Below are 24,981 nucleotides of genomic sequence, written 5' to 3' on the forward strand. Positions count from 1 at the left end.
ACCCACCCCCCCCCCCCCCCCACCCCGGCGCGGACATGGCCCCTACAACATAAAACTCCCCCCACCCCGGGCGCCCCCCCCCGCGCCCCCCACGAAGATGATTGCCGTGCGTTCCATCGGATCGGCGGCCAATTGCGCCTCGATGGTGGCCAGCGTGCCGGTCAGCACGCGCTCGTCCGGCCAGGAGGCACGGAAGACGACCGCGACCGGGCAGTCGGCGCCGTAATGCGGCGTCAGCTCGGCGACGACGCGGTCGATGGCGTGGATGGCAAGGTGGATGGCCAGCGTGGCGCCGGTGCGGCCGAAGCCGGCCAGCGTTTCGCCGGGCGGCATTTTCGAGGCGCGGCCGGAGATTCGGGTCAACACCAGGCTTTGCGCGACTTCTGGAATGGTCAGCTCGCGGCGCAGCGCTGCCGCCGCAGCGGCGAATGACGGCACGCCCGGCGTCAGCGTATAAGGAATGCCGTGCTTTTCCAGCCGGCGGATCTGCTCGGCAACGGCGCTCCACACCGAAAGATCGCCGGAATGCAGGCGGGCAACATCATTGCCGGCCGCGTGGGCGGCCAGATATTCGGCCTCGATCTCATCGAGCGACATCGGCGCGGTGTCGATCAACCTCGTTCCGGGCGCGCAGTGCTGTAACAGCTCCGGCGCGACGATCGATCCGGCATAGAGGCAGACGGGACAACTGCCGAGCAGTCGGCTGCCGCGCAAGGTGATGAGGTCGGCAGCACCGGGGCCGGCACCGATGAAGTGAACGGTCATGCCGCATCTCCGCTGATGGCGATGGCGCAAGTGACGGCACCGAGCACGGTGCGCGGCCCGAGCAGTTTTGCGCCTTTGCCGGCGGCGGCAAGCGCCGACGCTTCGGAAACCGACGGCGTGCCGGCATGCTCCTGCGATAGGTCGGAACGGCTGGTCGTAGATGCGGCTTTGAGTTCATCCTGCTCGACGACGATCACCGGAAGGCGGAGTTCGCGTCCGGCGGCGAAGATTGCCGCTTCATCCTGCTTGAGAGACGTGGTCGCGAGGGCTGAAAGCGCGGGCAGGGCAACCCCGTGCGCTTCCAGAGCGGTTTCTACCGCGGCAAGCACGTCGCGCGCGCTGACGCCTTTGCGGCTGCCGATGCCCGCGACCATCATGGCTTCACCCAGCTCCATTGGGTAACCGGCATGGCCGGCCGCCACGCCTGCATCGAACCGACCGGCGAAGCACGGGATACAGCGATGCGGGTGAGCTGGCCGCCGTGCGCGGCGTGACGGGAAAGCAGCAGCGCCTCCATCTCCAGGGTCACCGCATTGGCGACGAGGCGGCCGCCGGCAGGCAAGGCATCGATGGCTCCTTCCAGCACGCCGGCATCGCTGCCGCCGCCGCCGATGAAGATCGCCGCGGGCGTCTCCAGCCCGGCAAGAGCTTGCGGTGCCGAACCTTCGACGACGGTGAGACCGGGAACGCCGCAAGCCGCGGCGTTGCGTCGGATGCGCGCGGCGCGGGCCGGATCGGCCTCAACGGCGATCGCGCGCATGGAAGGATGGGCCAGCATCCATTCGATGCCGATGGAGCCCGATCCGGCGCCGATGTCCCACAGCAGTTCGCCGCGCCTTGGCGCGAGAGCGGACAGGGTGACGGCGCGCACTTCGCGCTTGGTGATCTGGCCGTCATGCTCGAACAGATGATCGGCAAGTCCCGCTGTCAGCGGCACGATGCGCGCTTGCGAAGTCGATTCAACTTCGATCGCGAGCACGTTGAGTGGGTTGATCTTTTCGAGGTCGAAGGCGCCGGCGCTCGCCGAGCGCAGCCCTCCGTTCGGTCCGCCCAGCGCCTCCAGCACCGTCAGCCGCGAAGCGCCGAAGCCGAGCTCGGTCATAAGACGGGCAATCGCTGTTGGCGCATCGCTGTCCGAGGTCAGCGCGAGAATGCGGGTGCAAGGATGCAGCAACGGCCGGATCAGGTCGAGTGAGCGGCCGTGCAGCGAAATGGTCTCGACGTCCTGCAACGCCCAGGCCAGGCGTGAGGCGGCCAGCGAAAAGGCCGAGGGCGCGGGGATCACCCGCATATCCTCTGCCGCGACCTTGCGGGCGAGGGTGACTCCGACACCGTGGAAGAGGGGATCGCCGGAGGCCAGCACGCAGACGCGTCTGCCGGAGAGCGCCAGCACGCCGCGCATCTCGGCATCGAAAGGTGTCGGCCAGGCGCGCGCTTCACCTTTGGCGAGCGACGCGACGAGGGCAAGGTGGCGCTTGCCGCCGAAGACGAATTCGGCCTCCGCGATCAACCGCTTGGCCTCGTCGCCGAGACCCGCTACACCGTCCTCGCCGATGCCGATGATCGTGAGCCACTTTGAGGTGAGCTTGGCGCCGCGCGGAGCTTCAGCAGGCATAATGACCCACCGCATACTGATCCTCGGCGGAACCACCGAAGCCCGGCAAATGGCCGGAAAGCTGGCCGCGCGCGCGGATATTTCGGTCATGCTGTCGCTGGCCGGCCGCACCGAAAACCCGGCCGCGCAGGGGGTGCCGGTGCGGGTCGGGGGCTTCGGCGGTGCCGGCGGGCTGGCGGCGTATCTCCGCCAGAACAAGATCGACCTGCTGATCGACGCCACGCATCCCTATGCGGCGCGAATCTCCGCCAATGCGGCGGAAGCAGCGCGCATGACCGGCGTGCCTATCGTTGCGCTCAGGCGTCCCGGATGGGAGGCGGTCGAAGGTGATCACTGGATGTTGGTCGACACCGTTGCCAGCGCGGTGACGGCTTTGGGACCGGTGCCGCGCCGCGTGTTCCTGGCGCTCGGGCGACAGGAGGTCGCTGCCTTCAAGGCCGCTCCCCAGCATCATTATCTCATCCGCAGTGTCGACCCGGTCGAGCCCAGGCTCGCTGTGCCCCGCGCGAGCTATCTCTTGGCGCGCGGGCCGTTTCGGGAAGTCGACGAACATGCACTGCTTCTGCAACACCACATCGAATTCGTTGTTTCCAAAAACAGCGGCGGCGAGGCGACCTACGGCAAGATCGCGGCGGCGCGAGCGCTGGGAATCGAGGTGGTGATGATCCGCAGGCCGGCGCTGCCGGACGTCACGTCGGCTGAGACCGTCGAATCTCTTGCCGCGATGGTCGATCATGTTCTGGTCGGTCATGTTCTTGGGCCCGCTGCCGAACGCGGCGTGTAGACCAGCGCGGCCTTGTCACCCCGCTTGATGATCCTGGTTTCCGGCGAGCCGATGATGATGCAGGTCGACATGTCGGCCTTCGCGGCATCGGCGTCGGCCAGCAGAAAAACCTCGATGCGCTCGTCGGGACGGCCGGCGGCACGGCCGAAGATCACCGGCGTGGTGCCGGGCAGGATCGCAGCAAGGCATTCGAAGGCGCGGCCTAGCTGCCATGGGCGCGCCTTGCTGATCGGGTTGTAGAGCGCGATTACGAAGCCAGCGCCGGCTGCCGCCAGCAGGCGTAGCTCGATCAGATCCCACGGCTTCAGATTGTCGGACAGGGAGATGGCGCAGAAATCATGGCCGAGCGGCGCGCCGATGCGGGCGGCGACGGCGAGCATGGCGGTGATACCGGGCACGATGGCGATGTCGACCGCGCGCCATTCGGGTGGGCCCGCCTCCATCGCCTCGCAGACGGCCGCGGCCATGGCGAAGACGCCGGGATCGCCGCCCGACACGACGGCGACATCGTGGCCTTCCGCAGCCTTGAGCAGCGCGTCCCTGGAGCGCGCGAGTTCCTCGCGATTGTCGGAAGCGACGCGAATCTGGTCGGGGCGCAGATCGAGCCGGTCGAGATAGGGTTTATAGCCGTAGAAGAATTTTGCCTCGGCAACGGCGCGGGTTGCCTCCGGCGTCACCTGGTCGGCGTTGCCGGGCCCGAGGCCGATGACAGTGAGGCGGCCGCTCATGCTTCGGCTTTCAATGCGCTTGGCCGGCCCGACCAGCCGGCCACCAGCACGATGGCGAAATAAGGCGCCTGGTCGTCCTTTTTATCGGCCAGCCGCATCGAGACGCCGCCCGGCATGGTGCCGCGCTCGACATAGATGGCCCGCGCCAGCTTGTCGGTTGCCTCCAGCGCGCGCCTGATCTTGGGCAGGTTGCGGCCGACCTTCATGATCACCGCAGCGTCGGTATCGGCGAGGCGACGCGTCAGCTCGAATTCGCTCATGGTGCCCGGCAGCACCGTCAGCACGTCGTCACCCTGGACGATAGGCAGGCCGGTCGCCGACCAGCAGCCGGACATGGCGGTGACGCCGGGAATGACTTCGCTCGGAAAGCGGTGCGCCAGCCGGACATGAAGATGCATGTAGGAGCCGTAGAAAAGCGGGTCGCCTTCCGAAAGCACAGCGACCATCCTGCCGGCGCTGAGGTGCGCGGCGACCTTTTCGGCCGATTGCTCGTAGAAATCGGTTATCTGCGAGCGGTAATCGCTGTGGTCCTTGTCGATCTCGGTCGTCACCGGGTAGAGCAGCGGCAGTTCGATCAGATCAGGGCGAAAATGCGCGCCGACAATGGCGCGCGCATTGCTGTTGTTGCCGCGCTTGGCGAAATGCGCGACGACATCGGCCTCGGCGAGCGCGCGCGCTGCCTTCAGCGTCAAGAGTTCCGGGTCGCCGGGTCCGGTGCCGACGCCGACAAGCCTGCCTTTTGCAATCGTATTCATAGGCCCGGCCTCGCCAATGCATTGAGTGCGGCGGCGGTCATGGCGCTGCCGCCCAGCCGGCCGCGCACGATGGCGTAAGGCACGCCATAGGAATTTTCGGCCAGCGCATCCTTCGATTCGGCGGCACCGACAAACCCGACCGGCATGCCGATGATCGCCGCCGGCTTCGGCGCGCCGTCGCGCAGCTTTTCCAGCAGATAGAAAAGGGCTGTCGGCGCATTGCCGATGGCGACGACCGAACCGGCCATGCGCTCGCCCCACAGGTCGATCGCGGCGGCCGAGCGGGTGTTGCCGATCTTTTTCGCGATGTCGGCGGTCCGCGGATCGCGCAGCGTGCAGATCACCTCATTGCCGGCCGGCAGCCGGGCGCGCGTGACGCCATGCGAGACCATCTGCGCATCGCAGAAGATCGGCGCGCCGGCCGCCAGCGCCGTGCGCGCGGCGGCGACGAAATCGCTCGAGAAAACGAAGTGCCTGCAAGCATCGACCTGGCCGCAGGCGTGGATCATGCGGATAGCGATTTCGGCCTCGGCTTCGGAAAAGCGCGAAAGGTCGGCCTCGGCGCGGATAATGGCGAAGGAGCGCTCGTAGATCGCCGTGCCATCATGGATGTAGTCGTAGGCGTTCTGGGCGGGCATGCTCATTCCTGTCGGTAGATTTCGGTGATGCCGGCCGCGCCGAGCCTTGCCAGGCAGGCGGCAGCAGTCTCGCCGGAATGTCGTGCGCTGCGGATCGCCGCTGCAACGCGGCCGATGCCGTGCGCGGCGTCGTAGCCCGGCCTGTATCCGGCGGGCAATGCCTTTGCCGTCCCGTCCACGACAAGTCCGGCTCCGTTTTCGCCACCGACCAGGGTCAGCGCCGCCGGACCGGGATGGGCACAGCCCTTGGCGCAGCCGGAGATGTGCAGCGTCAGCGAGGAATCAAGGATGTCGCGGTTTTCTGTAGCGATGATCTCGGCGATGTCGCGGGTGGCGATCCGGCCGGAGGCGCAGGCGGGTGCACCGGGGCAGGCGGCGATCCTGGTGCGCGGATCGGCTGCGTCGGTGACAAAGCCGAGGGCTGGGGCGGTTTTCTGGAGGGAAAGACATGCGGCTGGGGAGAGGCCAAGCAAAAGCAGCGCGCGACCCGGCGCCAGACGGATTTCGGTGGTGCCGAGGGTGAGGGCGTATTGGGTGAGATCGATAAGTTTTGGCGCTGGTATGCTGCCGAACGGCAGGCCGATGCCGAGGGAGGTACTGCCGGCTGCCAGATCGAAAATTCCGATGGGCCGGCGATCCGTCGCGCCCCCCTCTGTCCTGCCGGACATCTCCCCCTCCAGGGGGGAGATTGCGCCTTCGTCTCCGCTTTCGCCAATCGCCGAAGGTGCTGGGGGGAAGCCGCCGGCGAAGCTGCAGATCTCCCCCCTGGAGGGGGAGATGTCCGGCAGGACAGAGGGGGGCGCGACGGATCGCCAACTTGCGAGAGATCTCAGCTGCCTCGCCGTCAAATCCCGCGCATGGGCATCGCGGCCTTTTTCGGCAACCATCCTGAGAATGGCGACGGCGATGTCACAAGCCGCATCTTCCTCGGACATCGCCAGCGGCGTGGCACCCTGCGCATCTCCGGCGAGCGATACCCGCCACTTAATTCCGTCGGCGGCCCGCACCCCGACCAGTCTGACATCGGCCGTAACCGCATCCATTGTCAGCTGCCCGCGGCCGTCAACAATCACCGACACCTTCGGGCCAAGGCGTTGCGTAACACCGGCGTCCTCAATTGCCGCCCGAATCCGCTGCGCCATTGGGCGCGGGTCGGCTATCTCCTCCTGGTCGAGCCCGGCCAGCGGGCCGGTCTCGACCGGCACGCCGGTGCGCACCGCGATGCCGAGCACATCGACCTCCATCGCCAGCAGCCGCGCGCTTGCCGGGGTCAGGCCGCGGATCTGCAGGCTGCCGCGGGCGGTCACTTCCATGATGCCGTTGCCATGGCGCAAGGCGGATTCGCAGAGTCCGATCAACGACTTCGGCAACAGTCCTCCAGCGACCGGATTGAGCCGCACCAGCAGCCCGTCGCCGGTCTGCATCGGCGCGGACAAGGCAGGGCAGGCGCCACGGCGCGAGAAAGCGTTCATGCCGCCACTCCCAGAGCTTGCGCTTCGGCAATCAGTGCGGTGAGATCGTCATCGATCGAATTGCGCAGCGGATGCCAGAGCCCGCGCCGCCGTGCCGACAGCAAACGCTCGGCAATCACCTTTGCCGCCGCCGGGTTCTCGCGCAGGATGAAGGCGCGCACCACGGGGTCGCCAAGATAGGCGTCGTGCATCGCCTCGATCAGCGTGCCCGATATGGCATGGGTAGTCTCAGCAAAGCCGACCAGCCGGTCGACCGTCTCGGCGAATTCCGAGGCGCCGCGCGGGCCATGACGCATCTGGCCGGCGATGAAGCGCGGGTTGACCGCGCGTGCCCGCACGACGCGCGACACGGCCTCCCTGATCGAGCGCGGCTTCGGTCTTTGCGGGTCCGTGGTGTCGAGCACGATCACGTCGGCGTTCTTGCCGAGCGCGGCAAGCGCTGCCGAAAAGCCGCCGATGAAGGCGACGTCGGCCGAGCCTTCGAGGATGTCGCGGCCGGGGTCGTCGCCGGTATGAACCAGAAGGTCGGCCTCGGCGAGGCGATCCTCGAACGCGCCGGGCGCCGAAATGCCTTCGCCCTCGGAGCCGCCATAGGCGTGCGAGGTGGCGGCGAGATACGTGCGGCCGATCTCTTCGCGCGCGGCCCAGTCGCCGCTCGACAACAAGTCCTCGATGCCCGCGCCGTAAGTGCCCGGCGAGGTGCCGAAAATGCGCGGGCTGATCTTGCCGTCGATGCGGGTCCTAGCGGCGAGCGGGTTTTCCGAATCGTCCTCGTCGCGGGTCGCCACCGCGTTGGCCGCGGCGTCGATCAGCGCGATCTGGGTCGGGAACATGTCGCGGAACAGGCCCGATATGCGCCAGGTGACATCGATGCGCGGACGGCCGAGTGTTGCCGGCGGCAGCACGTCTATGCCGGTAATGCGGCCGGTGGCGGAATCCCATTGCGGCCGGCAGCCCATCAGCGCCAGTCCTTGCGCGATCTCCTCACCGCCGGTGCGCAGCGAGGCCGAGCCCCACAGGTCGATGACCAGCGAGCGCGGCCAGTCGCCATGCGATTGCATGTAGCTGCGGACCACTTCTTCCGCTGCCATCTTGCCCAGATCATAGGCGGTCGGCGTCGGCATGGTACGCGGGTCGGCGGTAAACAAATTACGGCCGGTCGGCAGCACATCGCTCCGGCCACGCGCCGGCGCACCGGCCGGACCGGCAGCGACGTGGCGGCCGTCGAGGGCGGCAAGCAGCGCGGTTTTTTCAGCTGCCGCGCTTTGCCGCCACAACGGATCAGCCTCGCCTTCCGGCGAGCGGCCGTAAATGTGCAGGCCGTCCTTGATGGCGAAATCCTTGAGATCGCAGAGCCAGGCGTCGATGCGGCGCAAAGCCTCGTCGGCCGCATCGGTCCTGGCGACGCCTGCCTCTGAGGCGAGGCCGGTCTTTTCCGCCGTCTCGACGATCAGCTTCGCCAGGCGGTCGCGGCGGCGGCGGTCGAGCCCGTCGGCCTGGGCATATTCGTCAACCAGTCGTTCAAGCCTGTGCTGGTTTTCGTCCAGCCCGGCGCCGGTCAGCGGCGGCGGCAGATGGCCGAGCGTGACGGCGGCAATGCGCCGCTTGGCCTGCGCTGCCTCTCCCGGGTTGGAGACGATGAAGGGATAGATGACGGGCAGGGGACCGGTGACTATCTCGGGAAAGCAGTTTTCGCTGAGCGCCACGGTCTTGCCGGGCAGCCACTCCAGCGTGCCATGGGCGCCGACATGGACAATTGCATGGATGCCGAGCGACTTGCGCAGCCAGAGCCCAAAGGCGACCAGCGCATGGCGCGGCGGCAGCGTCGGGTCGTGATAGTCGGCGCGGCGGTCGGCTGAGCGCCCGCGGTCAGGGGCGAGTGCCACGGTGACGTTGCCGAAGATGGCTGTGCGGAAGGCGAATTGTTTTTCGCTGACCAGCAGCGAAGGTTGGCGTTCTGTCGCGCCCCCCTCTGTCCTGCCGGACATCTCCCCCTCAAGGGGGGAGATTGCGCTGTTGTCTCTACTTTCGCCAATTACCGAGGGCCTTAAGGGAGAGCCGGTGGCGGAACTGCCAATCTCCCCCCTTGAGGGGGAGATGTCCGGCAGGACAGAGGGGGGTGCCTCGCACAAACCTGTCTCATCTTCTGGATTTCCCCATGCGGCTTCCACCGCAGCGATGGCCGACGGCGGCAATTCCGTCGAGAAGGTCAAATACTCCTTCAATGCCAGCCCATGGCCGCCCTTTTCCAGCGTCTCCAGCAACTCGCGCGGCGTTTGCGGAATGCTTTCAACGGCGTAGCCCTGTTCGCTGAGGTCGTGCAGCATTGCCAGGACGCTGGACGGCACGTCGAGACCAACCGCGTAGCCGGTGCGACCGGGGGCGCTCGGATAGTCGGGGATCAGGATGGCGAGCTTGCGCTCCGCACGCGGCGTCCGCTGCAGGCGCACGAAGGCCTCGACACGGTTCGCCACTTGCGCCACGCGGTCGGGCTCAGGCCGGTTGGCGAAGGCGCGGAAGGCCAGCGCCGGGTCGGTTTCGCTTTCGCCCTTGAATGAAATGGCGCCGGCCAGGATGCGGCCGTCGAGCTCGGGCAGGACGACATGCATGGCAAGGTCGGCGGGCGCCAGGCCGCGCTGATTGGTTTGCCAGATGTCGCGGCGGGTGGTTGCGACGATGACCTGGAACACGGGCACGCCGGCGCGGTCGAACAGGGTTTCAACGCCGGGCTCGGCACCCGAGGCGAAAGCTGTGGCGGTGATGATGGCGGCAGGCTTCAGGGTTGCGAGCGCGGTTGCGACAAAGGCGAGCGACGCCGGGTCCTTGAGGCTGGAGACGAACATAGGCACGGGAGCCATGCCGCGGTGGCGCAGGGCTTCGAAAAGCGCGTCGATGGGCGCGACATCGGCCGCGAGCAGCATCGAACGGTAGAAGAGAATTGGCACGACGTCCCCCTCCCCCTCGAGGGGACCCGCAGGGCCGGGTGGGGTCGTCACGGCAGTGCTCGACGTTTTGTGCAGGCGCGCTTCGGAGAGGACCCCACCCCCGGCCTGCGGCCGGGCCCTCCCCTCGAGGGGGAGGGGGACACCGCGTTCTACGACCCCCAGTCCCGGCTCGTAAAATCCCGCCTTTGGCACGCTAACAGGTTCGGCTACCGCCGCACCCGATCCAGCGAGACTTGCCAGCCTCTGCACCAGCGCCGTCATATTTGCCGGCCCGCCCTCGCGGAAGTAGCCAAGCAGGGCGTCCAACTCCTCGCGCGGCAGCGTCGAGCCTTCGATCAGCCGCAAATCCTCGTCGTGGCTCTCGCCCGGCAGCAGCGCCAGCTTGATACCGCGATTTCGCGCGATAGCGGCGAGCTGGTCGCAGCCATAGCGCCACCAGTCATAGCCGCCGAGGATGCGGACCAGAATGACCTTGGCGTGGCGGGCGACGCTGTCGATCCACAGGTCGACGGACATCGGATGGCGCAGGTCGCGCAAGGCGGCGAGCCGCATCGACGGCAGGCGGTGCGCATCTGCCTTCCACGCCGCCGCCAGCCCGGCCAGGTCGCTGTCGGTGAAGGACAGCGCCACGACATCCGCAGGCGTTTGCCTGAGATCGACAGGCTCGGCGAGATCGTCGAGCGAGGCGGATGTGGTGGTGAGGATGTGCATCGCGGCTCGTACCTGGGGTCAGCCGGCGAGGATACGCTCGATGGCCGGGCGGTTCAGCCCTTTCAGGCCGATGACGACGAGGCGCGAGCGGCGGTCGTCTTCAGCGGTCCAGGCGCGGTCGTAATAGTGGTTGACGCGCGGACCGACGGCCTGCAGCAGGAGCCGCATCGGCTTGCCGCCGACTTCGACGAAACCCTTGACGCGCAACACGTTTTCTTCCTCCGCCGCCGTGGCGACGCGTTGTGCGAGCTCGTTCGGGTTGGACACAGATGCGATGTCGATGACGAACGAGTCAAAATCGTCATGTTCGTGGTCGAGCTCGTCGTCGTGGTGGGTCTTGCGGTTCTCGATGTCGTCCTCGACGGCGAGGCCGAGGCCGAGCAGCACCGAAGGGTCGACCTTGCCTTGCGAAGTCGGTACGATCTTCACCGCCCGCGCAACGTGCTTGCCGATGACGGCATTGGCACGGGCCGAGCCGGCTGCGTCCATCAGGTCGCTCTTCGACAGGATGATCAGGTCGGCGCAGGCGAGCTGGTCTTCGAACACTTCCTCGACCGGATCGTCATGGTCGAGCGTCTCGTCCTGCGCCCGCTGCGCCTGCAGGGCGTCCATGTCGTTGGCTACGCGGCCATCAGCCAGCGCCGGTCCGTCGACCACGGCAATGACGCCGTCCACCGTCACGCGGCTTTTCACCGACGGCCACTGGAAGGCCTGGACCAGCGGCTTGGGCAAAGCGAGGCCGGATGTCTCGATCAGGATGTGGTCGACCCTCGGCGTCAGCGACAGGATCTGGTCCAGCGCCGGGACGAAATCATCGGCGACGGTGCAGCAGATGCAACCATTGGCCAGCTCGACGATGTTTTCCTCGGGGCAGGTGTCGATGCCGCAGCCCTTCAGGATCTCGCCGTCGATGCCGATGTCGCCGAACTCGTTGACGATGATGGCCAGGCGCTTGCCTTTGGCGTTTTCGAGCAAATGGCGGATCAACGTCGTCTTGCCGGCGCCGAGAAAGCCGGTGACCACGGTGCAGGGAACGCGCGAAAGGGAGGCAGCGGTCATGTCAGGTCCTTCAAAAGGTCAAGGGGAGGGATGCGGGCAACCAGGCCGCGCTTCAGGCAATCGGGACGGCCGCGCCATGGAATGAGCCCATCCGTCGAGGTGGCGAACAGCTTTGCCCCGGTGACGAGATCGGCGCCGCTGGTCGTGGTCAGATCACCGAAGACGTAACTCCAGCAGCCGTCGCGCAGCATGGCCGCGCTGAGCCGGCGCTTGCAATTGCCGAGGCATTCGACGGTGCGGATTTTGATGTTTTCGCTGGAAGCAGCGCGGCGCGTGTCCTCTGCGAGCAGTTCGCCAGCGCGCGGATGAGCGTCCGAACCGGTCTCGTCACGGCAGGACGAGCAGACGATGACGGTAACGCCGGCCGGGGAATCACCATGGCCGGACAATAAATCCGCTGTCTCAGCCGGAAAACTGCTGTCGCGTTCCAAATCAGGCTCCTTGCCCGGAAAACCCGCCAGGCGATCGGATTCTTAGGTCCTAGACGGCAGGTCTCCTGGCTCGCGGGTCATCGCCTGGGTGCCGCCTTCCCGGGAATATCCCAGTGGTTTTCGGCCTTGGCTCGTCGCTTACAGTTGCGGGGACAGCCGCGGATTTGAAATCGAGATTTCGCACCGCATTCCCTCTTGGCCCCTGCCGTTGCGGGCAGGGGACCGTCTGGAACGGATTTAGGCTTGTGGAGGCAGTTGTGTCAACGCACGTCTATGGCGCGGCGATATCCGCGAGCGGCCGGCCCAAATCGCCGGCAGCGGTCACCTCGATGCGTTCCAGGCCGAGCCAGCCCTGCATCTGCTTCAATTCCTTGAAGAGTTCGGCAGCGGTTTGTGGCGGGGCGCCGGGCTCCGCATAGGCGGCATGGACGCGCAATACGCCGGCCGGACGGTCGGCCCTGAGGTCAACGCGCCCGACGATGCTGTCGCCGAGCAGGAATGGCAGCACATAATAGCCATACCGCCGCTTTTCGGCCGGCGTGTAGATCTCGATGCGGTAGTGGAAGTCGAACAACCGCTCGGTGCGCGATCGTTCGAAGACGACAGGATCGAACGGCGCGAGCAAGGCGCGCGCCTCGATCCTGCGCGGCAAACGGGCGTCCTTGTGGAGATAGGCTGTTTTGTTCCAGCCGTCGACGCTCACCGGCAACAGCTCGCCGGCCTCGACCAGCTCCTCGATGCGGCCCTTGATGTCGGCGGGCGAGAGGCGGAAATAGTCGCGCAGGTCGCCTGCCGTGGCGATGCCGTGGGCACGGGCCGAGATGCGCAGCAATTCGCGGTGAGCGTCTTCGGGGGAGGGCGTTGGCAGACTCAGTATTGTTGGCGGCAGCACGCGCTCCGGCAGATCGTAGAACCGTTCGAAGCCGCGGCGATGCGCCGTGGTGATGCGGCCGGCCCAGAACAGCCATTCGAAGGCGTGCTTGGCATGGCTCCAGCCCCACCAGCCACCCGAACCCTTCTGCCCTTCGAAAGCCGACGCCGCGATCGGGCCTCGTTCGGCGACCTCGCGATAGATGTCTTCGATATAGGCGGCGTGCTCGCGGCCCCATTTGGCCAGTCCGCTGTACATTTCGTCGCCGCACTCGGCCCGCTGCATGCGCCAGCGCATCAGCGGATAGGTCTCGACCGGCAAGAAGGAGGCTTCGTGCGCCCAATATTCGAAGACCATGCGCTTGCGCGTTACGGCGGCGTCGTCGAGCAGCGCCAGCTTGTAGGGGCCAAGCCGCGAATAGAGCGGCATATAGTGGGCGCGCACCACGGCGCTGACGGAATCGATCTGCAGCAGGCCGGTACGGGCAAGCACGCGGGCCAGATGCCGGCGGTCAGGCGTGCCGGTGGGGCGCGGGTCATTGAATCCCTGTGCCGCGAGCGCAATGCGGCGGGCCATGGCGAGCGAGATTTTTTCCTTCATGAAGGCAGCATCCGGACGATTTTAGACAGAGAAAATGACCTGCGATTCCGTGCCATGCTAACAGGGTTTTGGCGGCATCCATGTCAGGAGAGAAAAGTGGAGTAAAAAGTGAAGGAAATCAAACAGGAGCGGATCGGACCAGTTTTCCCGGATATGCCGTCCAGCACCGCGATTTGAACAAGGTTTGACTTGCTTCGCCGAAAGCGCTGCGCTAACCCTCGCCGCGTTGCAGCATAGAGCCCCCTTAAAACGGTTCAGTGGTTAAACTGTCACGCTTCCGCAAGTGGGTCCGGTGCTGTAATCAGAGTGGATTGGCCGCCAACGGAAACTGCAGCATGAACGCACTTTTAGGTTCGTACCTGCCCATCGTCCTGTTCATCGGCGTGGCGCTGATCGTCGGGCTGGCGCTACTCGCCGCACCGTTCCTGGTGGCCTACCGCAACCCCGATCCGGAAAAGCTTTCCGCCTACGAGTGCGGCTTCAACTCGTTCGACGACGCCCGCATGAAGTTCGATATCCGCTTCTACCTGGTGTCGATCCTGTTCATCATCTTCGATCTGGAGGTGGCCTTCCTGTTTCCGTGGGCGGTGTCGTTCAGCCAGATCGGCATGCTCGGTTTCTGGTCGATGATGGTGTTTTTGGCGGTGTTGACCATCGGCTTTGCCTATGAATGGAAAAAAGGAGCGCTGGAATGGGATTGAACGACAGTTCCGGTACGCTCGTCGCGCCGAAGCCCAAGGGCCTCATCGATCCCAACACCGGCAGGCCGGTCGGGTCCGACGATCCATTCTTCCTGGAGATCAACAACGAGCTCGCCGACAAGGGCTTTCTCGTCACCTCGACCGAGGCGCTGATCACCTGGGCGCGCAGCGGCTCGCTGATGTTCATGACGTTTGGCCTCGCCTGCTGCGCCGTCGAGATGATCCACACGTCGATGCCGCGCTATGACAGCGAGCGCTTCGGCGTGGCGCCGCGCGCGTCTCCGCGCCAGTCCGACATCATGATCGTCGCCGGCACGCTGACCAACAAGATGGCGCCGGCGCTGCGCAAGGTCTACGATCAGATGCCGGAGCCGCGCTACGTCATCTCGATGGGCTCATGCGCCAATGGCGGCGGCTATTATCATTATTCCTATTCGGTGGTGCGCGGCTGCGACCGCATCGTGCCGGTCGACATCTACGTGCCCGGCTGCCCGCCGAGCGCTGAAGCGCTGCTTTACGGCATCCTTCTGCTGCAGAAGAAGATCCGCCGCACCGGCACGATCGAGCGGTGAGCGGCATGACCCAGGCGTTGAATGACCTCTCGACCTATCTCGGCGAGAAGCTGATCGGCCGGATCGGCGCGGCGGTGCTCGCCTATGGCGAACTCACTATCTCGGTCGAGCCGCGCGACCTGATCGAGGTGGTGACCTTCCTGCGCGACGACCCGAAATGCCAGTTCATTTCGATCATTGACGTTTGCGGCGCCGATTATCCGTCGCGGGCAAAGCGCTTCGATGTGGTCTATCATCTGCTGTCGCCGAGGCAGAATATCCGCGTCCGCATAAAGATCCAAGCCGACGAAGAGACGCTGGTGCCGTCGATCACCGGGATTTATCCCGGCGCCGACTGGTTCGAGCGCGAGACCTACGATCTTTACGGCGTGCTGTTTTCAGGCCATCCGGATCTGCGGCGGATTTTGACCGATTACGGCTTTGAAGGCCATCCGCTGCGCAAGGACTTTCCGCTGACCGGCTTCGTCGAGGTGCGTTACGACGACGAAGCCAAGCGCGTCATCTACGAGCCGGTGGAGCTCAAGCAGGAATTCCGCAATTTCGATTTTCTGTCTCCGTGGGAAGGTACGGATTACGTGCTTCCGGGGGATGAAAAGGCAAAGCAGTAAATGGCTGAAACCTCCGTTCGCAACTTCAACATCAATTTTGGCCCGCAACATCCAGCGGCGCACGGCGTTTTGCGCCTGGTGCTGGAGCTTGACGGCGAAGTCGTCGATCGCGTCGATCCGCATATCGGGCTGTTGCATCGCGGGACGGAAAAGCTGATCGAGCATAAGACTTACCTGCAGGCCGTGCCCTATCTCGACCGGCTCGACTATTGCGCGCCGATGAACCAGGAGCATGCCTTCGCGCTTGCCGCGGAGCGGCTGCTCGGCATCGAGGTGCCGAAGCGCGGGCAGTTGATCCGAGTTCTCTACTCCGAGATCGGCCGCATCATGTCGCATATCCTCAACGTGACGACGCAGGCGATGGATGTCGGCGCGCTGACGCCGCCGCTGTGGGGCTTCGTCGAGCGCGAAAAGCTGATGGTGTTCTATGAGCGCGCCTCGGGTTCGCGCATGCACGCGGCCTATTTCCGCCCCGGCGGCGTCCACCAGGACCTGCCGCAGAAGCTGATCGAAGACATCGGCAAGTGGATCGACCCGTTCCTGAAATCGGTCGACGACCTCGACTCGCTCTTGACCGGCAACCGTATCTTCAAGCAGCGCAATGTAGACATTGCCACCGTCTCCCTGGCGGACGCCTGGGCCTGGGGTTTTTCAGGCGTCATGGTGCGCGGCTCGGGTGCGCCATGGGATCTGCGCAAATCGCAGCCCTACGAATGTTATGCCGAGCTGGATTTCGACATTCCGATCGGCAAGAACGGCGACTGTTTCGACCGCTATCTCGTGCGCATGGAAGAGATGCGGCAATCGGCGAAGATCATGCGCCAGTGCATCGACCTTCTGCTCGGCAAGGAAGGCAGCGGGCCGGTGTCTAACCTCGACGGCAAGGTGGTGCCGCCGAAGCGTGCGGCGATGAAGCGCTCGATGGAAGCGCTGATCCATCACTTCAAGCTTTACACGGAGGGCTACCGCGTGCCGGCCGGCGAGGTTTATGCCGCCGTCGAGGCGCCGAAGGGCGAATTCGGCGTCTATCTCGTCTCCGACGGCACCAACAAGCCCTACCGCTGCAAGCTGCGCGCGCCCGGCTTTGCCCATCTGCAAGCCATGGACTTTTTGTGCCGCGGCCACATGTTGGCCGACGTCACCGCTGTGCTTGGCTCCCTCGATATCGTCTTCGGGGAGGTGGATCGGTGAAGATGCGGAGCGCCCTGCATGTTGCTGCCGGTTTTGCTGCCGGAGTGGCAGGCATGGGTGCCGTTGCCGCCTGGGGCAGCTCGGCGGAAGCCTATTGGGTGTCCTGCCGCCTTGAGGGCGTGAAGACAGATGTCATGTGCAGGGTAACCACGACGGGCCGACTTTGGGATCTGGATTCCGGTTGGTATCTTTATGCCGATACGGCATATCCGGATTGGAATGTGGCCCTTGGCGCGGATTGCTCGGATCGGTATCGCGAATATCGCGACTATGTCGACACTACCCGGGGAAAGATCGGAAACGATGAGAGTACCGCGGTCTTGGCCAGGTCCGACCCTCGTTTTTATTTCGACTGCTACAACAGAGTTAAAAGCTAAATGTCAGTCCGCCGTCTCGCAGAAGCCAGCCTCCAGCCAGCCTCCTTCGCCTTCAACCGGGCGAATGCGGCGGCGGCGAAGCAGTGGATCAAGAAATATCCGAAGGGGCGCGAGCAATCCGCGATTATCCCCTTGCTCATGCTGGCGCAGGAGCAGGAAGGCTGGGTGACCAAGGCGGCGATCGAGACGATCTCCGACATGCTCGACATGCCCTATATCCGTGGGCTGGAAGTCGCCACCTTCTATACGCAGTACCAGCTCAATCCGGTCGGTACCCGCGCGCATATCCAGGTCTGCGGCACCACGCCCTGCATGCTGCGCGGCTCGGAAGCGCTGATGGATGTGTGCCGCTCGAAGATCCATCACGACCAGTTCCACACCAACGACAAGGGCACGCTGTCGTGGGAGGAGGTCGAGTGCCTCGGCGCCTGCGTCAACGCACCGATGGTGATGATATTCAAGGACACCTATGAGGATTTGACGCCGGAGCGGCTTGCCGAGATCATCGACCTCTATGACGCCGGCAAAGGTGCTTCGGTGACGCCAGGACCGCAAAACGGCCGCATCACCTCTGAGCCGGCCAGTGGCCTGACGACCCTCAAGAGCGAAAAGGCGATCCTCAAGGCGACCCGCGACCGGGAAACCAGGGCGGCGACCAAGGCGGCCAAGGATGCAGAGCCGGCGGCTGCCGCCGCAGCATCAGTTCCGCCAGCTGCTCCTGCCGCGCCGGCGCCGGTTGCGCCCTCGAATGCCAGCAAGCCGAAGACCGACGCGGTCGAGACCAACCCGGCGCTGAAATCGCCGTCGGCGACGAAAGTCGCGCCCGCGGCGGAAAGGGCGGCGAGCGTCGCAGCGCCTCTGCATTCGGCCGCCAATGCCAACAAGGCCGAACCGCAGGTCGAGGACGTCTCGAAACAGCGCAAGGGCCCCAAGAACAAGGCCGAGCCGGCGTCTGCTTTCAAAGCGCCGGAGGCCAAGGTCAAACCGGCGAAGGCTGCCGCCAAGGCGGCCAAGCCGTCGCCCGGAAACAAGAGCCGGCCGACCGGCAAGAAGCCGGTCTGAGGAACGAGCAATGCTTCAGGACAGAGACCGCATCTTCAACAACATCTACGGCCGCTTCGACAAGTCGCTGGCCGGCGCCATGGCGCGCGGCGCCTGGGACAACACGCCCGGCATCGTTGCCAAGGGGCGCGAGTGGATCGTCAACGAGATGAAGGCATCGGGCCTGCGCGGCCGCGGCGGCGCCGGTTTCCCGACCGGGCTCAAATGGTCGTTCATGCCCAAGCAAAGCGACGGCCGGCCGAGCTATCTCGTCGTCAATGCCGACGAATCCGAGCCCGGCACCTGCAAGGACCGCGACATACTGCGCCATGACCCGCACACGCTGGTCGAAGGCTGCCTGCTTGCCGGCTTCGCCATGGGCGCGGTCGCCGCCTACATCTATGTGCGCGGCGAGTTCATCCGCGAGCGCGAGGCGCTGCAACGCGCCATAGACGAGGCCTATGCGGCCAAGCTGATCGGCAAGAACAATACCTCCGGCTACGATTTCGACATCTACATGCACCATGGCGCCGGCGCCTATATCTGCGGCGAGGAAACGGCGCTGCTCGAAAGCCTCGAGGGCAAGAAGGGCCAGCCGCGGCTGAAGCCGCCATTTCCGGCCAATGTCGGCCTCTATGGCTGCCCGACGACGGTCAACAATGTCGAGTCCATCGCTGTCGCGCCGACCATCCTGCGCCGCGGTGCCGCCTGGTTCTCGTCCTTCGGCCGGCCCAACAATGTCGGCACCAAGCTGTTCTGCATCTCCGGCCACGTTAACAATCCGTGCACCGTCGAAGAGGCGATGTCGATCCCGTTCCGCGAACTGATCGATACGCATTGCGGCGGCATCCGCGGCGGCTGGGACAATCTGCTGGCGGTCATTCCGGGCGGCGCCTCGGTGCCGCTGGTGCCGGCCGAGCAGATCATCGACGCGCCGATGGATTTCGACGCGCTGCGCGACCTGAAATCGGGCCTCGGCACGGCGGCTGTCATCGTCATGGACAAATCGACCGATATCGTGAAAGCGATCGCGCGGCTGTCCTATTTCTACAAGCACGAGAGCTGCGGCCAGTGCACGCCCTGCCGTGAGGGCACCGGCTGGATGTGGCGGGTGATGGAACGGCTGGTGCGCGGTGAGGCGCAGAAGCGCGAGATCGACATGCTGCTCGACGTGACGAAGCAGGTCGAGGGCCACACGATCTGCGCGCTGGGCGATGCGGCGGCGTGGCCGATCCAGGGCCTGATGCGGCATTTCCGCGGCGAGGTGGAGCGGCGCATCGACGAGTTTTCGCGCAACGCACACCGCGCCGAACCGGTGCTGGCGGCGGCGGAATAGAAGAATTCAAAAAATTGCGGGCGAATGCCCGAAACGAGGAAACGAGCGCGGGGCAGACGGAAACGACCAGGAGATCACCTATGTCGCTGTTTTCGACACCCGACGATTTTACGCCCGATATGGACCCGTTGTTGAAGATGAACCAGGATCTGACCAGGATGATGCCGAAGGAGATGGCCAATGCCGTCAATCTCCTGGCGCATCCTGTCGCGGGCGCGGCGGCGATGACGGCACTCGGCATCGGCCTTGCCAACCACGCCTTTGGTATCTGGATGGGCGTGCTTTCAGGCGCGGCCGAGACCTCGCAGCGGCTTTGGCAGCCGGTCGCCGAGGATTTCGAGGCGCGAACGGAACGCTTTTCCGCAACCGGCAAAAGCTCCTCGACAAAGGCGCGCGCGGCGACCAAAACCCTGATTGCCGAGGCGCAGTCCTTCGCCAATGATGTGACCGACATTGCGACGAGCACCGCGGCGCGGAGCTTGGCGAATGCGAGCACCGTTGCAGCGGATGCGTCGGCCGGGCTGATGCCGGAGGATTTCAAGCAGCCCAAGCCGATGGATCGGCCAGCCGAGCCGGCCGACCTCAAGGCGATATCGGGCATCGGGCCGAAACTGGAAAAGGTGCTGAACGGCCTTGGCATCTGGACATACGCCCAGATCGCCGCGTGGACGCCGCAAGAGATCGCCTGGGTCGAAGATTACCTGTCGTTGAAGGGCCGCATCGGCCGTGACGGCTGGATCGGTCAGGCGGCCGCGTTGGCCGGGGCCAAAAAGTGAATTCAATATCGTGCGCGGTCTCGGCTGCGCCCGGAAGGAAAGATTGCGGAACGTCCGCAGGGGTTTGAGGCGAAATGGCAAAGCTCAAGGTCGACGGGAAAGAGATCACTGTACCCGACCATTACACGCTGCTGCAGGCGGCCGAGGACGCCGGCGCGGAAGTGCCGCGCTTCTGCTTCCACGAGCGGCTGTCGATCGCCGGCAATTGCCGCATGTGCCTGATTGAGGTGAAAGGCGGCCCGCCCAAGCCGCAGGCGTCCTGCGCCATGGGCGTGCGCGACCTGCGCCCAGGCCCGAACGGCGAGCCGCCGGAAATCTTCACCAACACGCCGATGGTCAAGAAGGCGCGCGAAGGCGTGATGGAATTCCTGCTGATCAACCATCCGCTGGACTGCCCGATCTGCGACCAGGGCGGCGAGTGCGACCTGCAGGACCAGGCGATGGCGTTCGGCGTCGATTCATCGCGCTACCACGAGAACAAGCGGGCGGTCGAAGACAAGTATATCGGGCCGCTGGTCAAGACGATCATGAACCGGTGCATCCATTGCACGCGCTGCGTCCGTTTCACCACCGAGATTGCCGGCATATCGGAGCTCGGCCTGATCGGCCGCGGCGAGGATGCCGAGATCACCACCTATCTCGAAAGCGCGATGACTTCGGAACTGCAGGGCAATGTCATCGACCTTTGCCCGGTTGGTGCGCTGACCTCCAAACCGTACGCCTTCCAGGCACGGCCGTGGGAACTGACCAAGACCGAATCCATCGACGTGATGGACGCCGTCGGCTCCGCGATCCGCGTCGATAGCCGAGGCCGCGAAGTGATGCGCATCCTGCCGCGTACCAACGAGGCGGTGAACGAGGAGTGGATTTCCGACAAGACCCGCTTCATCTGGGATGGTCTGCGCACGCAGCGCCTCGACCGGCCCTATGTGCGAAAGGAGGGCAGACTGGCCCCGGCAAGCTGGGCCGAGGCTTTTGCCGCGATCAAGGAAGCGGTGTCGAATGCCGCACCCGAAAAGATCGGTGCCATTGCCGGCGATCTTGCCGCCGTCGAGGAGATCTACGCGCTGAAGCTTCTGATGGCTTCGCTCGGCTCGAAGAACACCGACTGCCGCCAGGACGGCGCCGCACTCGATCCGTCGCTCGGCCGGGCGAGCTATGTGTTCAACCCGACCATCGAAGGCATCGAACAGGCCGATGCGGTGCTGATCATCGGCGCCAATCCGCGCTTCGAGGCATCCTTGCTCAACGCCCGCATCCGCAAGCGCTGGCGGGCCGGCAATCTGCCGGTCGGCGTCATCGGCGATGTCGGCAATACGCGCTATGATTACGAGCAGCTCGGCGCCGGGCCGGAATCGCTGAAGGATCTGGCCGACGGCAATGGCAAGTTCTTCCAACTGCTGAAGAAGGCGACGCATCCGCTGATCATCGTCGGACAGGGTGCGCTGGCGCGTCCGGACGGGGCGGCCGTGCTCGGCCAGGCGGCGAAGCTCGCCGTCGCCGTCAACGCCGCCAGGGCCGACTGGAACGGCTTTGCCGTGCTGCACACTGCCGCGGCACGCGTCGGCGGCCTCGATGTCGGGTTTGTGCCGGGCGAGGGCGGCAGGAACGTCGCCGGCATGCTGGGCGAGACCGATGTGCTGTTCCTGCTCGGCGCCGACGAAATCGACATGGCAAAGACCGGCGGCGCTTTCGTCGTCTATATCGGCACGCATGGCGACAAGGGCGCACACCGCGCCAACGTCATCCTGCCGGGTGCCGCCTATACCGAGAAGTCGGGCACCTTCGTCAACACCGAGGGGCGCGTGCAGCAGACCAACCGTGCCGGCTTCGCGCCCGGTGAGGCACGCGAGGACTGGGCGATCCTTCGGGCACTATCGGATGTGCTTGGCAAGAAGCTGCCGTTCGATTCGCTGCCGCAGCTGCGCGCTAAGCTCTATGCGGAATACCCGCATCTTGCCCGCATCGACCATGTCGCGGCCGGCGACCCGGCCGACATCGCCAGGGTTGCCAAGCTCGGCGGGCGGCTGAACAAGGGCACCTTCACCTCGCCGGTCAAGGATTTCTACCTGACCAACCCGATCGCGCGGGCTTCCGCGGTGATGGCCGAGTGCTCGGCTTTGGCGAAGAACGGCTTCAGGCAGGCGGCGGAGTAGACATGGACACCTTCTTCTCCTTCTACGTGCTGCCGGCGCTGCTGATCCTTTTGAAGTCGGTCGTGCTGATCGTCGTTCTGTTGATCTTCGTCGCCTATGTGCTTTACGCCGACCGCAAGATCTGGGCGGCGGTGCAATTGCGCCGCGGACCGAACGTCGTCGGCCCGTGGGGCACGCTGCAGGCGTTCGCCGATCTGCTGAAATTCGTCTTCAAGGAGCCGGTCATCCCGTCCGGCGCCAACAAGGGCGTTTTCCTGCTGGCGCCCTTGGTGTCGGCGGTGCTGGCGATCTCTGCCTGGGCGGTCATACCGGTCAATGAAGGCTGGGCGATCGCCAACGTCAATGTCGGCATCCTCTATGTCTTCGCCATCTCCTCGCTCGAGGTCTATGGCGTCATCATGGGCGGCTGGGCGTCCAATTCGAAATACCCCTTCCTCGGCGCGCTGCGCTCGGCGGCGCAGATGGTGTCCTACGAAGTCTCCATCGGTTTCGTCATTGTCACCGTGCTGCTTTGCGTCGGCTCGCTCAACCTGTCCGACATCGTCTTGTCGCAGCAGGACGGGCTGGGCACGCGGCTCGGCCTGCCCAACACCTTCCTCGACTGGCATTGGCTGTCGCTGTTCCCGATGTTCATCGTCTTCTTCATCTCGGCGTTGGCCGAGACCAACCGGCCGCCCTTCGACCTTGTGGAAGCCGAATCGGAACTCGTCGCCGGCCATATGGTCGAATATTCCTCGACGCCGTTCCTGTTGTTCTTCCTCGGCGAATATGTCGCCGTCGTCCTGATGTGCGCGCTGGCCACCATCCTGTTCCTTGGCGGCTGGCTGCCGCCCTTCAACTTCGCGCCGTTCACCTGGGTGCCGGGGCTGATCTGGTTCGTGCTCAAGGTCTGCCTGGTGTTCTTCATGTTCTCCATGGTGAAGGCGTTCGTGCCGCGCTACCGCTACGACCAGCTGATGCGGCTCGGCTGGAAGGTCTTCCTGCCGATCTCGCTGTTCATGGTGGTCGCCACCGCCGCCTTCCTCAAGATCACGGGGTTTGCGTGATGGGCAGTCTGATCGTTGGTTTTCTAGGCGCAGCTGTCGGCGTGCTTGTTGCGCTCTTTGGCAACGTCGTTGTGCTGCCCTACGTTTTGCGGCAACAGGACCAAAGGTTGGCAGCAAACTACCGAGTGCCGGTGTTTGGCTGGGACAAGCAGATATTGGCGTCGATGACGAGACTTGCATACCGTTTCCTGATGCCTGTCTTTTTCGGATTTATCGGCGCAATCGCTGCAACACAGATCTTTGGGGGTGCTGAATGAGTACGCTATCCCAGGCCGCCAAGTCACTGCTTTTGCAGGACTTCGTCAGCGCTTTCTTCCTGTCGATGCGCCAATTCTTCGCGCCGAAGGAGACCATCAACTATCCGCATGAAAAGGGGCCGGTCAGCCCGCGCTTCCGTGGCGAACATGCGCTGCGCCGCTACCCGAACGGCGAGGAACGCTGCATCGCCTGCAAACTATGCGAGGCGATCTGCCCGGCGCAGGCCATCACCATCGAAGCCGGCCCACGTCGCAATGACGGCACGCGGCGCACCGTGCGCTACGACATTGATATGGTGAAATGCATTTACTGCGGCTTCTGCCAGGAAGCCTGCCCGGTCGACGCCATTGTCGAGGGCCCGAATTTCGAATTCGCGACGGAGACGCGCGAGGAGCTTTATTACGACAAGGACAGGCTCCTGGCCAATGGCGACCGCTGGGAGCGTGAACTGGCGCGCAACATCTCGCTGGATGCGCCTTACCGCTGATATTTGACGCATGGACGGGGCGAGGGCCCTCGTTTAAGGAACACGCAACTTGCCGACCGGAGGCGGTGGCAAAAAACAGGACGAACGTCCTGTTCTGACAGGAAACCCGGGGGAACCCATGCTGAGTGGACTAGAGGCGGCCTTTTTCTACCTCTTCGCCTTTGTCGCGGTGGCATCGGCGTTCATGGTCATATCGGCGCGCAATCCCGTGCATTCGGTACTGTTCCTGATCCTGACCTTCTTCAACGCCGCCGGCCTTTTCATGCTGACCGGCGCCGAGTTCCTGGCGATGATCCTGCTCGTCGTCTATGTCGGCGCGGTGCTGGTGCTGTTCCTGTTCGTCGTCATGATGCTCGACGTCGACTTCGCCGAAATGAAGGAAGGCGCCCTGCAATATGCACCGATCGGCGCGCTGGTCGGGCTGATCCTGGCGGCGGAGCTGATCGTGGTGCTCGGCGGCTATACATTCGCGCCGAAACTGGCGGCGACGGTCGCCAAGCCCATTCCGGACCTGGCCGCGCGCTCGAACACGGCAGCGCTCGGCGACATCCTCTATACGGATTACCTCTATTACTTCCAGGTGGCGGGGCTGGTGCTGCTGGTCGCCATGATCGGCGCCATCGTGCTGACGCTGCGCCACAAGCCGGGCGTCAAGCGGCAGTCGATCGCCGCCCAGGTCGGCCGCACGGCGGCAACCGGAGTGGAAATCCGCAAGGTCAAGACGGGCGAAGGAGTCTGAGATGGTCGTCGGCATCGCGCACTACCTGACCGTATCGGCGATCCTGTTCACGCTCGGCGTGTTCGGCATCTTCCTGAACCGCAGGAACGTCATCGTCATCCTGATGTCGATCGAGCTGATCCTGCTTGCCGTCAACATCAATTTCGTCGCCTTCTCGGCGGCGCTCGGCGACCTGGTCGGCCAGGTGTTCGCACTGTTCGTGCTGACGGTCGCGGCGGCCGAAGCGGCGATCGGCCTTGCCATTCTCGTCGTCTTCTTCCGCAACCGCGGCTCGATCGCGGTCGAAGACGTGAACATGATGAAGGGTTGACGGAACCAC

General features: G+C 64.9%; 26 protein-coding genes and 1 riboswitch. Of the genes, 15 read left to right on the forward strand and 11 right to left on the reverse strand.

All coding sequences use genetic code 11. The features are described from left to right. Positions 1-42: 42 nt before the first annotated feature. The 3 genes from cobM to cbiE are packed head-to-tail and all read right to left on the reverse strand — an operon-like array spanning position 43 to position 2,380. Positions 43-765 (reverse strand): precorrin-4 C(11)-methyltransferase, encoded by a 723-nt coding sequence (gene cobM, locus NKH49_RS29560; RefSeq protein WP_502907961.1) that lies wholly within the window; start codon positions 763-765, stop codon positions 43-45. Then, positions 762-1,142, reverse strand: a complete 381-nt coding sequence (locus tag NKH49_RS29565; protein ID WP_352929068.1) for a cobalamin biosynthesis protein — start codon at positions 1,140-1,142, stop codon at positions 762-764. The genes cobM and NKH49_RS29565 overlap by 4 nt, the downstream gene beginning before the upstream one ends. Next, a complete protein-coding gene (gene cbiE / locus NKH49_RS29570) occupies positions 1,139-2,380 on the reverse strand; it encodes a precorrin-6y C5,15-methyltransferase (decarboxylating) subunit CbiE (RefSeq protein WP_352929070.1) in 1,242 nt (413 codons plus the stop codon). Before cbiE ends, NKH49_RS29565 begins: the two co-directional genes overlap by 4 nt. A 1-nt stretch (position 2,381) precedes the next feature. On the opposite strand from cbiE, the gene NKH49_RS29575 reads away from it, so the two are divergent. Further along, on the forward strand, positions 2,382-3,164 hold the full coding sequence (locus NKH49_RS29575) for a cobalt-precorrin-6A reductase (protein ID WP_352929072.1): 783 nt from the start codon (positions 2,382-2,384) through the stop codon (positions 3,162-3,164). Here the strand turns inward: NKH49_RS29575 and NKH49_RS29580 are convergent. The 8 genes from NKH49_RS29580 to NKH49_RS29615 all read right to left on the reverse strand — a co-directional run bounded on the left by NKH49_RS29580 (position 3,128) and on the right by NKH49_RS29615 (position 13,374). Continuing rightward, on the reverse strand, positions 3,128-3,892 hold the full coding sequence (locus NKH49_RS29580; RefSeq protein ID WP_352919440.1) for a precorrin-3B C(17)-methyltransferase: 765 nt from the start codon (positions 3,890-3,892) through the stop codon (positions 3,128-3,130). The genes NKH49_RS29575 and NKH49_RS29580 overlap by 37 nt on opposite strands. Beyond that, on the reverse strand, positions 3,889-4,647 hold the full coding sequence (locus tag NKH49_RS29585) for a precorrin-2 C(20)-methyltransferase (protein WP_352817140.1): 759 nt from the start codon (positions 4,645-4,647) through the stop codon (positions 3,889-3,891). The genes NKH49_RS29580 and NKH49_RS29585 overlap by 4 nt, the downstream gene beginning before the upstream one ends. Beyond that, the gene (locus tag NKH49_RS29590; protein ID WP_502893717.1) at positions 4,644-5,291 is read right to left on the reverse strand and encodes a precorrin-8X methylmutase; all 648 of its coding nucleotides are present in this window, start codon (positions 5,289-5,291) and stop codon (positions 4,644-4,646) included. The genes NKH49_RS29585 and NKH49_RS29590 overlap by 4 nt, the downstream gene beginning before the upstream one ends. Further along, positions 5,288-6,757, reverse strand: a complete 1,470-nt coding sequence (gene cobG / locus NKH49_RS29595; protein ID WP_352929074.1) for a precorrin-3B synthase — start codon at positions 6,755-6,757, stop codon at positions 5,288-5,290. The genes NKH49_RS29590 and cobG overlap by 4 nt, the downstream gene beginning before the upstream one ends. Then, the gene (locus tag NKH49_RS29600) at positions 6,754-10,413 is read right to left on the reverse strand and encodes a cobaltochelatase subunit CobN (protein ID WP_352929076.1); all 3,660 of its coding nucleotides are present in this window, start codon (positions 10,411-10,413) and stop codon (positions 6,754-6,756) included. Before NKH49_RS29600 ends, cobG begins: the two co-directional genes overlap by 4 nt. A gap of 18 nt (positions 10,414-10,431) precedes the next feature. Further along, entirely contained in the window at positions 10,432-11,472 is a 1,041-nt protein-coding gene (gene cobW / locus NKH49_RS29605) for a cobalamin biosynthesis protein CobW (protein ID WP_352539612.1), read from the reverse strand. Then, positions 11,469-11,903 carry a DUF1636 family protein gene (locus tag NKH49_RS29610; RefSeq protein ID WP_352458247.1) on the reverse strand — a complete coding sequence of 145 codons (435 nt, stop codon included), beginning with the start codon at positions 11,901-11,903 and terminating at the stop codon, positions 11,469-11,471. The genes cobW and NKH49_RS29610 overlap by 4 nt, the downstream gene beginning before the upstream one ends. Positions 11,904-11,941: 38 nt before the next feature. Next, positions 11,942-12,145, reverse strand: a riboswitch (cobalamin riboswitch). 29 nt (positions 12,146-12,174) lie between these two features. Then, positions 12,175-13,374, reverse strand: coding sequence for a winged helix-turn-helix domain-containing protein (locus NKH49_RS29615; protein ID WP_352470229.1), 1,200 nt, complete (start codon positions 13,372-13,374; stop codon positions 12,175-12,177). A gap of 335 nt (positions 13,375-13,709) precedes the next feature. Between NKH49_RS29615 and NKH49_RS29620 the strand changes: the two genes are divergently transcribed. The 14 genes from NKH49_RS29620 to nuoK all read left to right on the forward strand — a co-directional run bounded on the left by NKH49_RS29620 (position 13,710) and on the right by nuoK (position 24,972). Next, a complete protein-coding gene (locus NKH49_RS29620; protein ID WP_023676631.1) occupies positions 13,710-14,075 on the forward strand; it encodes an NADH-quinone oxidoreductase subunit A in 366 nt (121 codons plus the stop codon). After that, positions 14,066-14,647: a NuoB/complex I 20 kDa subunit family protein gene (locus tag NKH49_RS29625; RefSeq protein ID WP_023670824.1), complete on the forward strand. Its 582-nt coding sequence runs from the start codon at positions 14,066-14,068 to the stop codon at positions 14,645-14,647. Before NKH49_RS29620 ends, NKH49_RS29625 begins: the two co-directional genes overlap by 10 nt. 5 nt (positions 14,648-14,652) lie before the next feature. Further along, positions 14,653-15,255: an NADH-quinone oxidoreductase subunit C gene (locus NKH49_RS29630; RefSeq protein WP_352929078.1), complete on the forward strand. Its 603-nt coding sequence runs from the start codon at positions 14,653-14,655 to the stop codon at positions 15,253-15,255. Then, entirely contained in the window at positions 15,256-16,446 is a 1,191-nt protein-coding gene (locus NKH49_RS29635) for an NADH-quinone oxidoreductase subunit D (protein ID WP_352817117.1), read from the forward strand. It abuts the gene before it with no gap. After that, positions 16,443-16,823, forward strand: coding sequence for a hypothetical protein (locus NKH49_RS29640; protein WP_352539617.1), 381 nt, complete (start codon positions 16,443-16,445; stop codon positions 16,821-16,823). The genes NKH49_RS29635 and NKH49_RS29640 overlap by 4 nt, the downstream gene beginning before the upstream one ends. Then, positions 16,824-17,885 (forward strand): NADH-quinone oxidoreductase subunit NuoE, encoded by a 1,062-nt coding sequence (gene nuoE, locus NKH49_RS29645; RefSeq protein WP_352929080.1) that lies wholly within the window; start codon positions 16,824-16,826, stop codon positions 17,883-17,885. Between the two features lie 10 nt (positions 17,886-17,895). Continuing rightward, a complete protein-coding gene (gene nuoF / locus NKH49_RS29650; protein ID WP_352539619.1) occupies positions 17,896-19,200 on the forward strand; it encodes an NADH-quinone oxidoreductase subunit NuoF in 1,305 nt (434 codons plus the stop codon). Positions 19,201-19,280: 80 nt separating this feature from the next. Further along, positions 19,281-19,976: a helix-hairpin-helix domain-containing protein gene (locus NKH49_RS29655; protein WP_352458243.1), complete on the forward strand. Its 696-nt coding sequence runs from the start codon at positions 19,281-19,283 to the stop codon at positions 19,974-19,976. Between the two features lie 74 nt (positions 19,977-20,050). Then, on the forward strand, positions 20,051-22,132 hold the full coding sequence (gene nuoG / locus NKH49_RS29660) for an NADH-quinone oxidoreductase subunit NuoG (protein WP_352929082.1): 2,082 nt from the start codon (positions 20,051-20,053) through the stop codon (positions 22,130-22,132). A 2-nt stretch (positions 22,133-22,134) separates the two neighbouring features. Beyond that, positions 22,135-23,178: an NADH-quinone oxidoreductase subunit NuoH gene (gene nuoH, locus NKH49_RS29665; RefSeq protein WP_292663045.1), complete on the forward strand. Its 1,044-nt coding sequence runs from the start codon at positions 22,135-22,137 to the stop codon at positions 23,176-23,178. Next, complete coding sequence (locus NKH49_RS29670) at positions 23,178-23,435, forward strand: hypothetical protein (protein ID WP_352745070.1); 258 nt, start codon at positions 23,178-23,180, stop codon at positions 23,433-23,435. Before nuoH ends, NKH49_RS29670 begins: the two co-directional genes overlap by 1 nt. Further along, positions 23,432-23,923, forward strand: coding sequence for an NADH-quinone oxidoreductase subunit NuoI (gene nuoI / locus NKH49_RS29675; RefSeq protein WP_352745068.1), 492 nt, complete (start codon positions 23,432-23,434; stop codon positions 23,921-23,923). The genes NKH49_RS29670 and nuoI overlap by 4 nt, the downstream gene beginning before the upstream one ends. 118 nt (positions 23,924-24,041) lie before the next feature. Beyond that, positions 24,042-24,662, forward strand: a complete 621-nt coding sequence (locus NKH49_RS29680) for an NADH-quinone oxidoreductase subunit J (RefSeq protein WP_023676621.1) — start codon at positions 24,042-24,044, stop codon at positions 24,660-24,662. Between the two features lies 1 nt (position 24,663). Beyond that, positions 24,664-24,972 carry an NADH-quinone oxidoreductase subunit NuoK gene (gene nuoK, locus NKH49_RS29685; protein ID WP_023676620.1) on the forward strand — a complete coding sequence of 103 codons (309 nt, stop codon included), beginning with the start codon at positions 24,664-24,666 and terminating at the stop codon, positions 24,970-24,972. The last annotated feature ends 9 nt before the right edge of the window (positions 24,973-24,981 follow it).

The organism is Mesorhizobium sp. M1088, assembly GCF_040318575.1.
In the GTDB taxonomy this organism is placed as follows: Bacteria; Pseudomonadota; Alphaproteobacteria; order Rhizobiales; family Rhizobiaceae; genus Mesorhizobium.

Coding starts and splice junctions, on each gene's coding strand:
- NKH49_RS29630 (WP_352929078.1), top strand. CDS start 14,653: ATGACCCAGGCGTTGAATGACCTCTCGACCTATCTCGGCGAGAAGCTG.
- NKH49_RS29580 (WP_352919440.1), bottom strand. CDS start 3,892: ATGAGCGGCCGCCTCACTGTCATCGGCCTCGGGCCCGGCAACGCCGAC.
- NKH49_RS29600 (WP_352929076.1), bottom strand. CDS start 10,413: ATGCACATCCTCACCACCACATCCGCCTCGCTCGACGATCTCGCCGAG.
- NKH49_RS29625 (WP_023670824.1), top strand. CDS start 14,066: ATGGGATTGAACGACAGTTCCGGTACGCTCGTCGCGCCGAAGCCCAAG.
- NKH49_RS29670 (WP_352745070.1), top strand. CDS start 23,178: ATGGGCAGTCTGATCGTTGGTTTTCTAGGCGCAGCTGTCGGCGTGCTT.
- nuoI (WP_352745068.1), top strand. CDS start 23,432: ATGAGTACGCTATCCCAGGCCGCCAAGTCACTGCTTTTGCAGGACTTC.
- NKH49_RS29565 (WP_352929068.1), bottom strand. CDS start 1,142: ATGATGGTCGCGGGCATCGGCAGCCGCAAAGGCGTCAGCGCGCGCGAC.
- nuoH (WP_292663045.1), top strand. CDS start 22,135: ATGGACACCTTCTTCTCCTTCTACGTGCTGCCGGCGCTGCTGATCCTT.
- nuoE (WP_352929080.1), top strand. CDS start 16,824: ATGTCAGTCCGCCGTCTCGCAGAAGCCAGCCTCCAGCCAGCCTCCTTC.
- NKH49_RS29635 (WP_352817117.1), top strand. CDS start 15,256: ATGGCTGAAACCTCCGTTCGCAACTTCAACATCAATTTTGGCCCGCAA.
- nuoG (WP_352929082.1), top strand. CDS start 20,051: ATGGCAAAGCTCAAGGTCGACGGGAAAGAGATCACTGTACCCGACCAT.
- cobM (WP_502907961.1), bottom strand. CDS start 765: ATGACCGTTCACTTCATCGGTGCCGGCCCCGGTGCTGCCGACCTCATC.
- nuoF (WP_352539619.1), top strand. CDS start 17,896: ATGCTTCAGGACAGAGACCGCATCTTCAACAACATCTACGGCCGCTTC.
- NKH49_RS29590 (WP_502893717.1), bottom strand. CDS start 5,291: ATGAGCATGCCCGCCCAGAACGCCTACGACTACATCCATGATGGCACG.
- NKH49_RS29655 (WP_352458243.1), top strand. CDS start 19,281: ATGTCGCTGTTTTCGACACCCGACGATTTTACGCCCGATATGGACCCG.
- NKH49_RS29575 (WP_352929072.1), top strand. CDS start 2,382: ATGACCCACCGCATACTGATCCTCGGCGGAACCACCGAAGCCCGGCAA.
- cobG (WP_352929074.1), bottom strand. CDS start 6,757: ATGAACGCTTTCTCGCGCCGTGGCGCCTGCCCTGCCTTGTCCGCGCCG.
- NKH49_RS29680 (WP_023676621.1), top strand. CDS start 24,042: ATGCTGAGTGGACTAGAGGCGGCCTTTTTCTACCTCTTCGCCTTTGTC.
- NKH49_RS29620 (WP_023676631.1), top strand. CDS start 13,710: ATGAACGCACTTTTAGGTTCGTACCTGCCCATCGTCCTGTTCATCGGC.
- cbiE (WP_352929070.1), bottom strand. CDS start 2,380: ATGCCTGCTGAAGCTCCGCGCGGCGCCAAGCTCACCTCAAAGTGGCTC.
- NKH49_RS29585 (WP_352817140.1), bottom strand. CDS start 4,647: ATGAATACGATTGCAAAAGGCAGGCTTGTCGGCGTCGGCACCGGACCC.
- cobW (WP_352539612.1), bottom strand. CDS start 11,472: ATGACCGCTGCCTCCCTTTCGCGCGTTCCCTGCACCGTGGTCACCGGC.
- NKH49_RS29615 (WP_352470229.1), bottom strand. CDS start 13,374: ATGAAGGAAAAAATCTCGCTCGCCATGGCCCGCCGCATTGCGCTCGCG.
- nuoK (WP_023676620.1), top strand. CDS start 24,664: ATGGTCGTCGGCATCGCGCACTACCTGACCGTATCGGCGATCCTGTTC.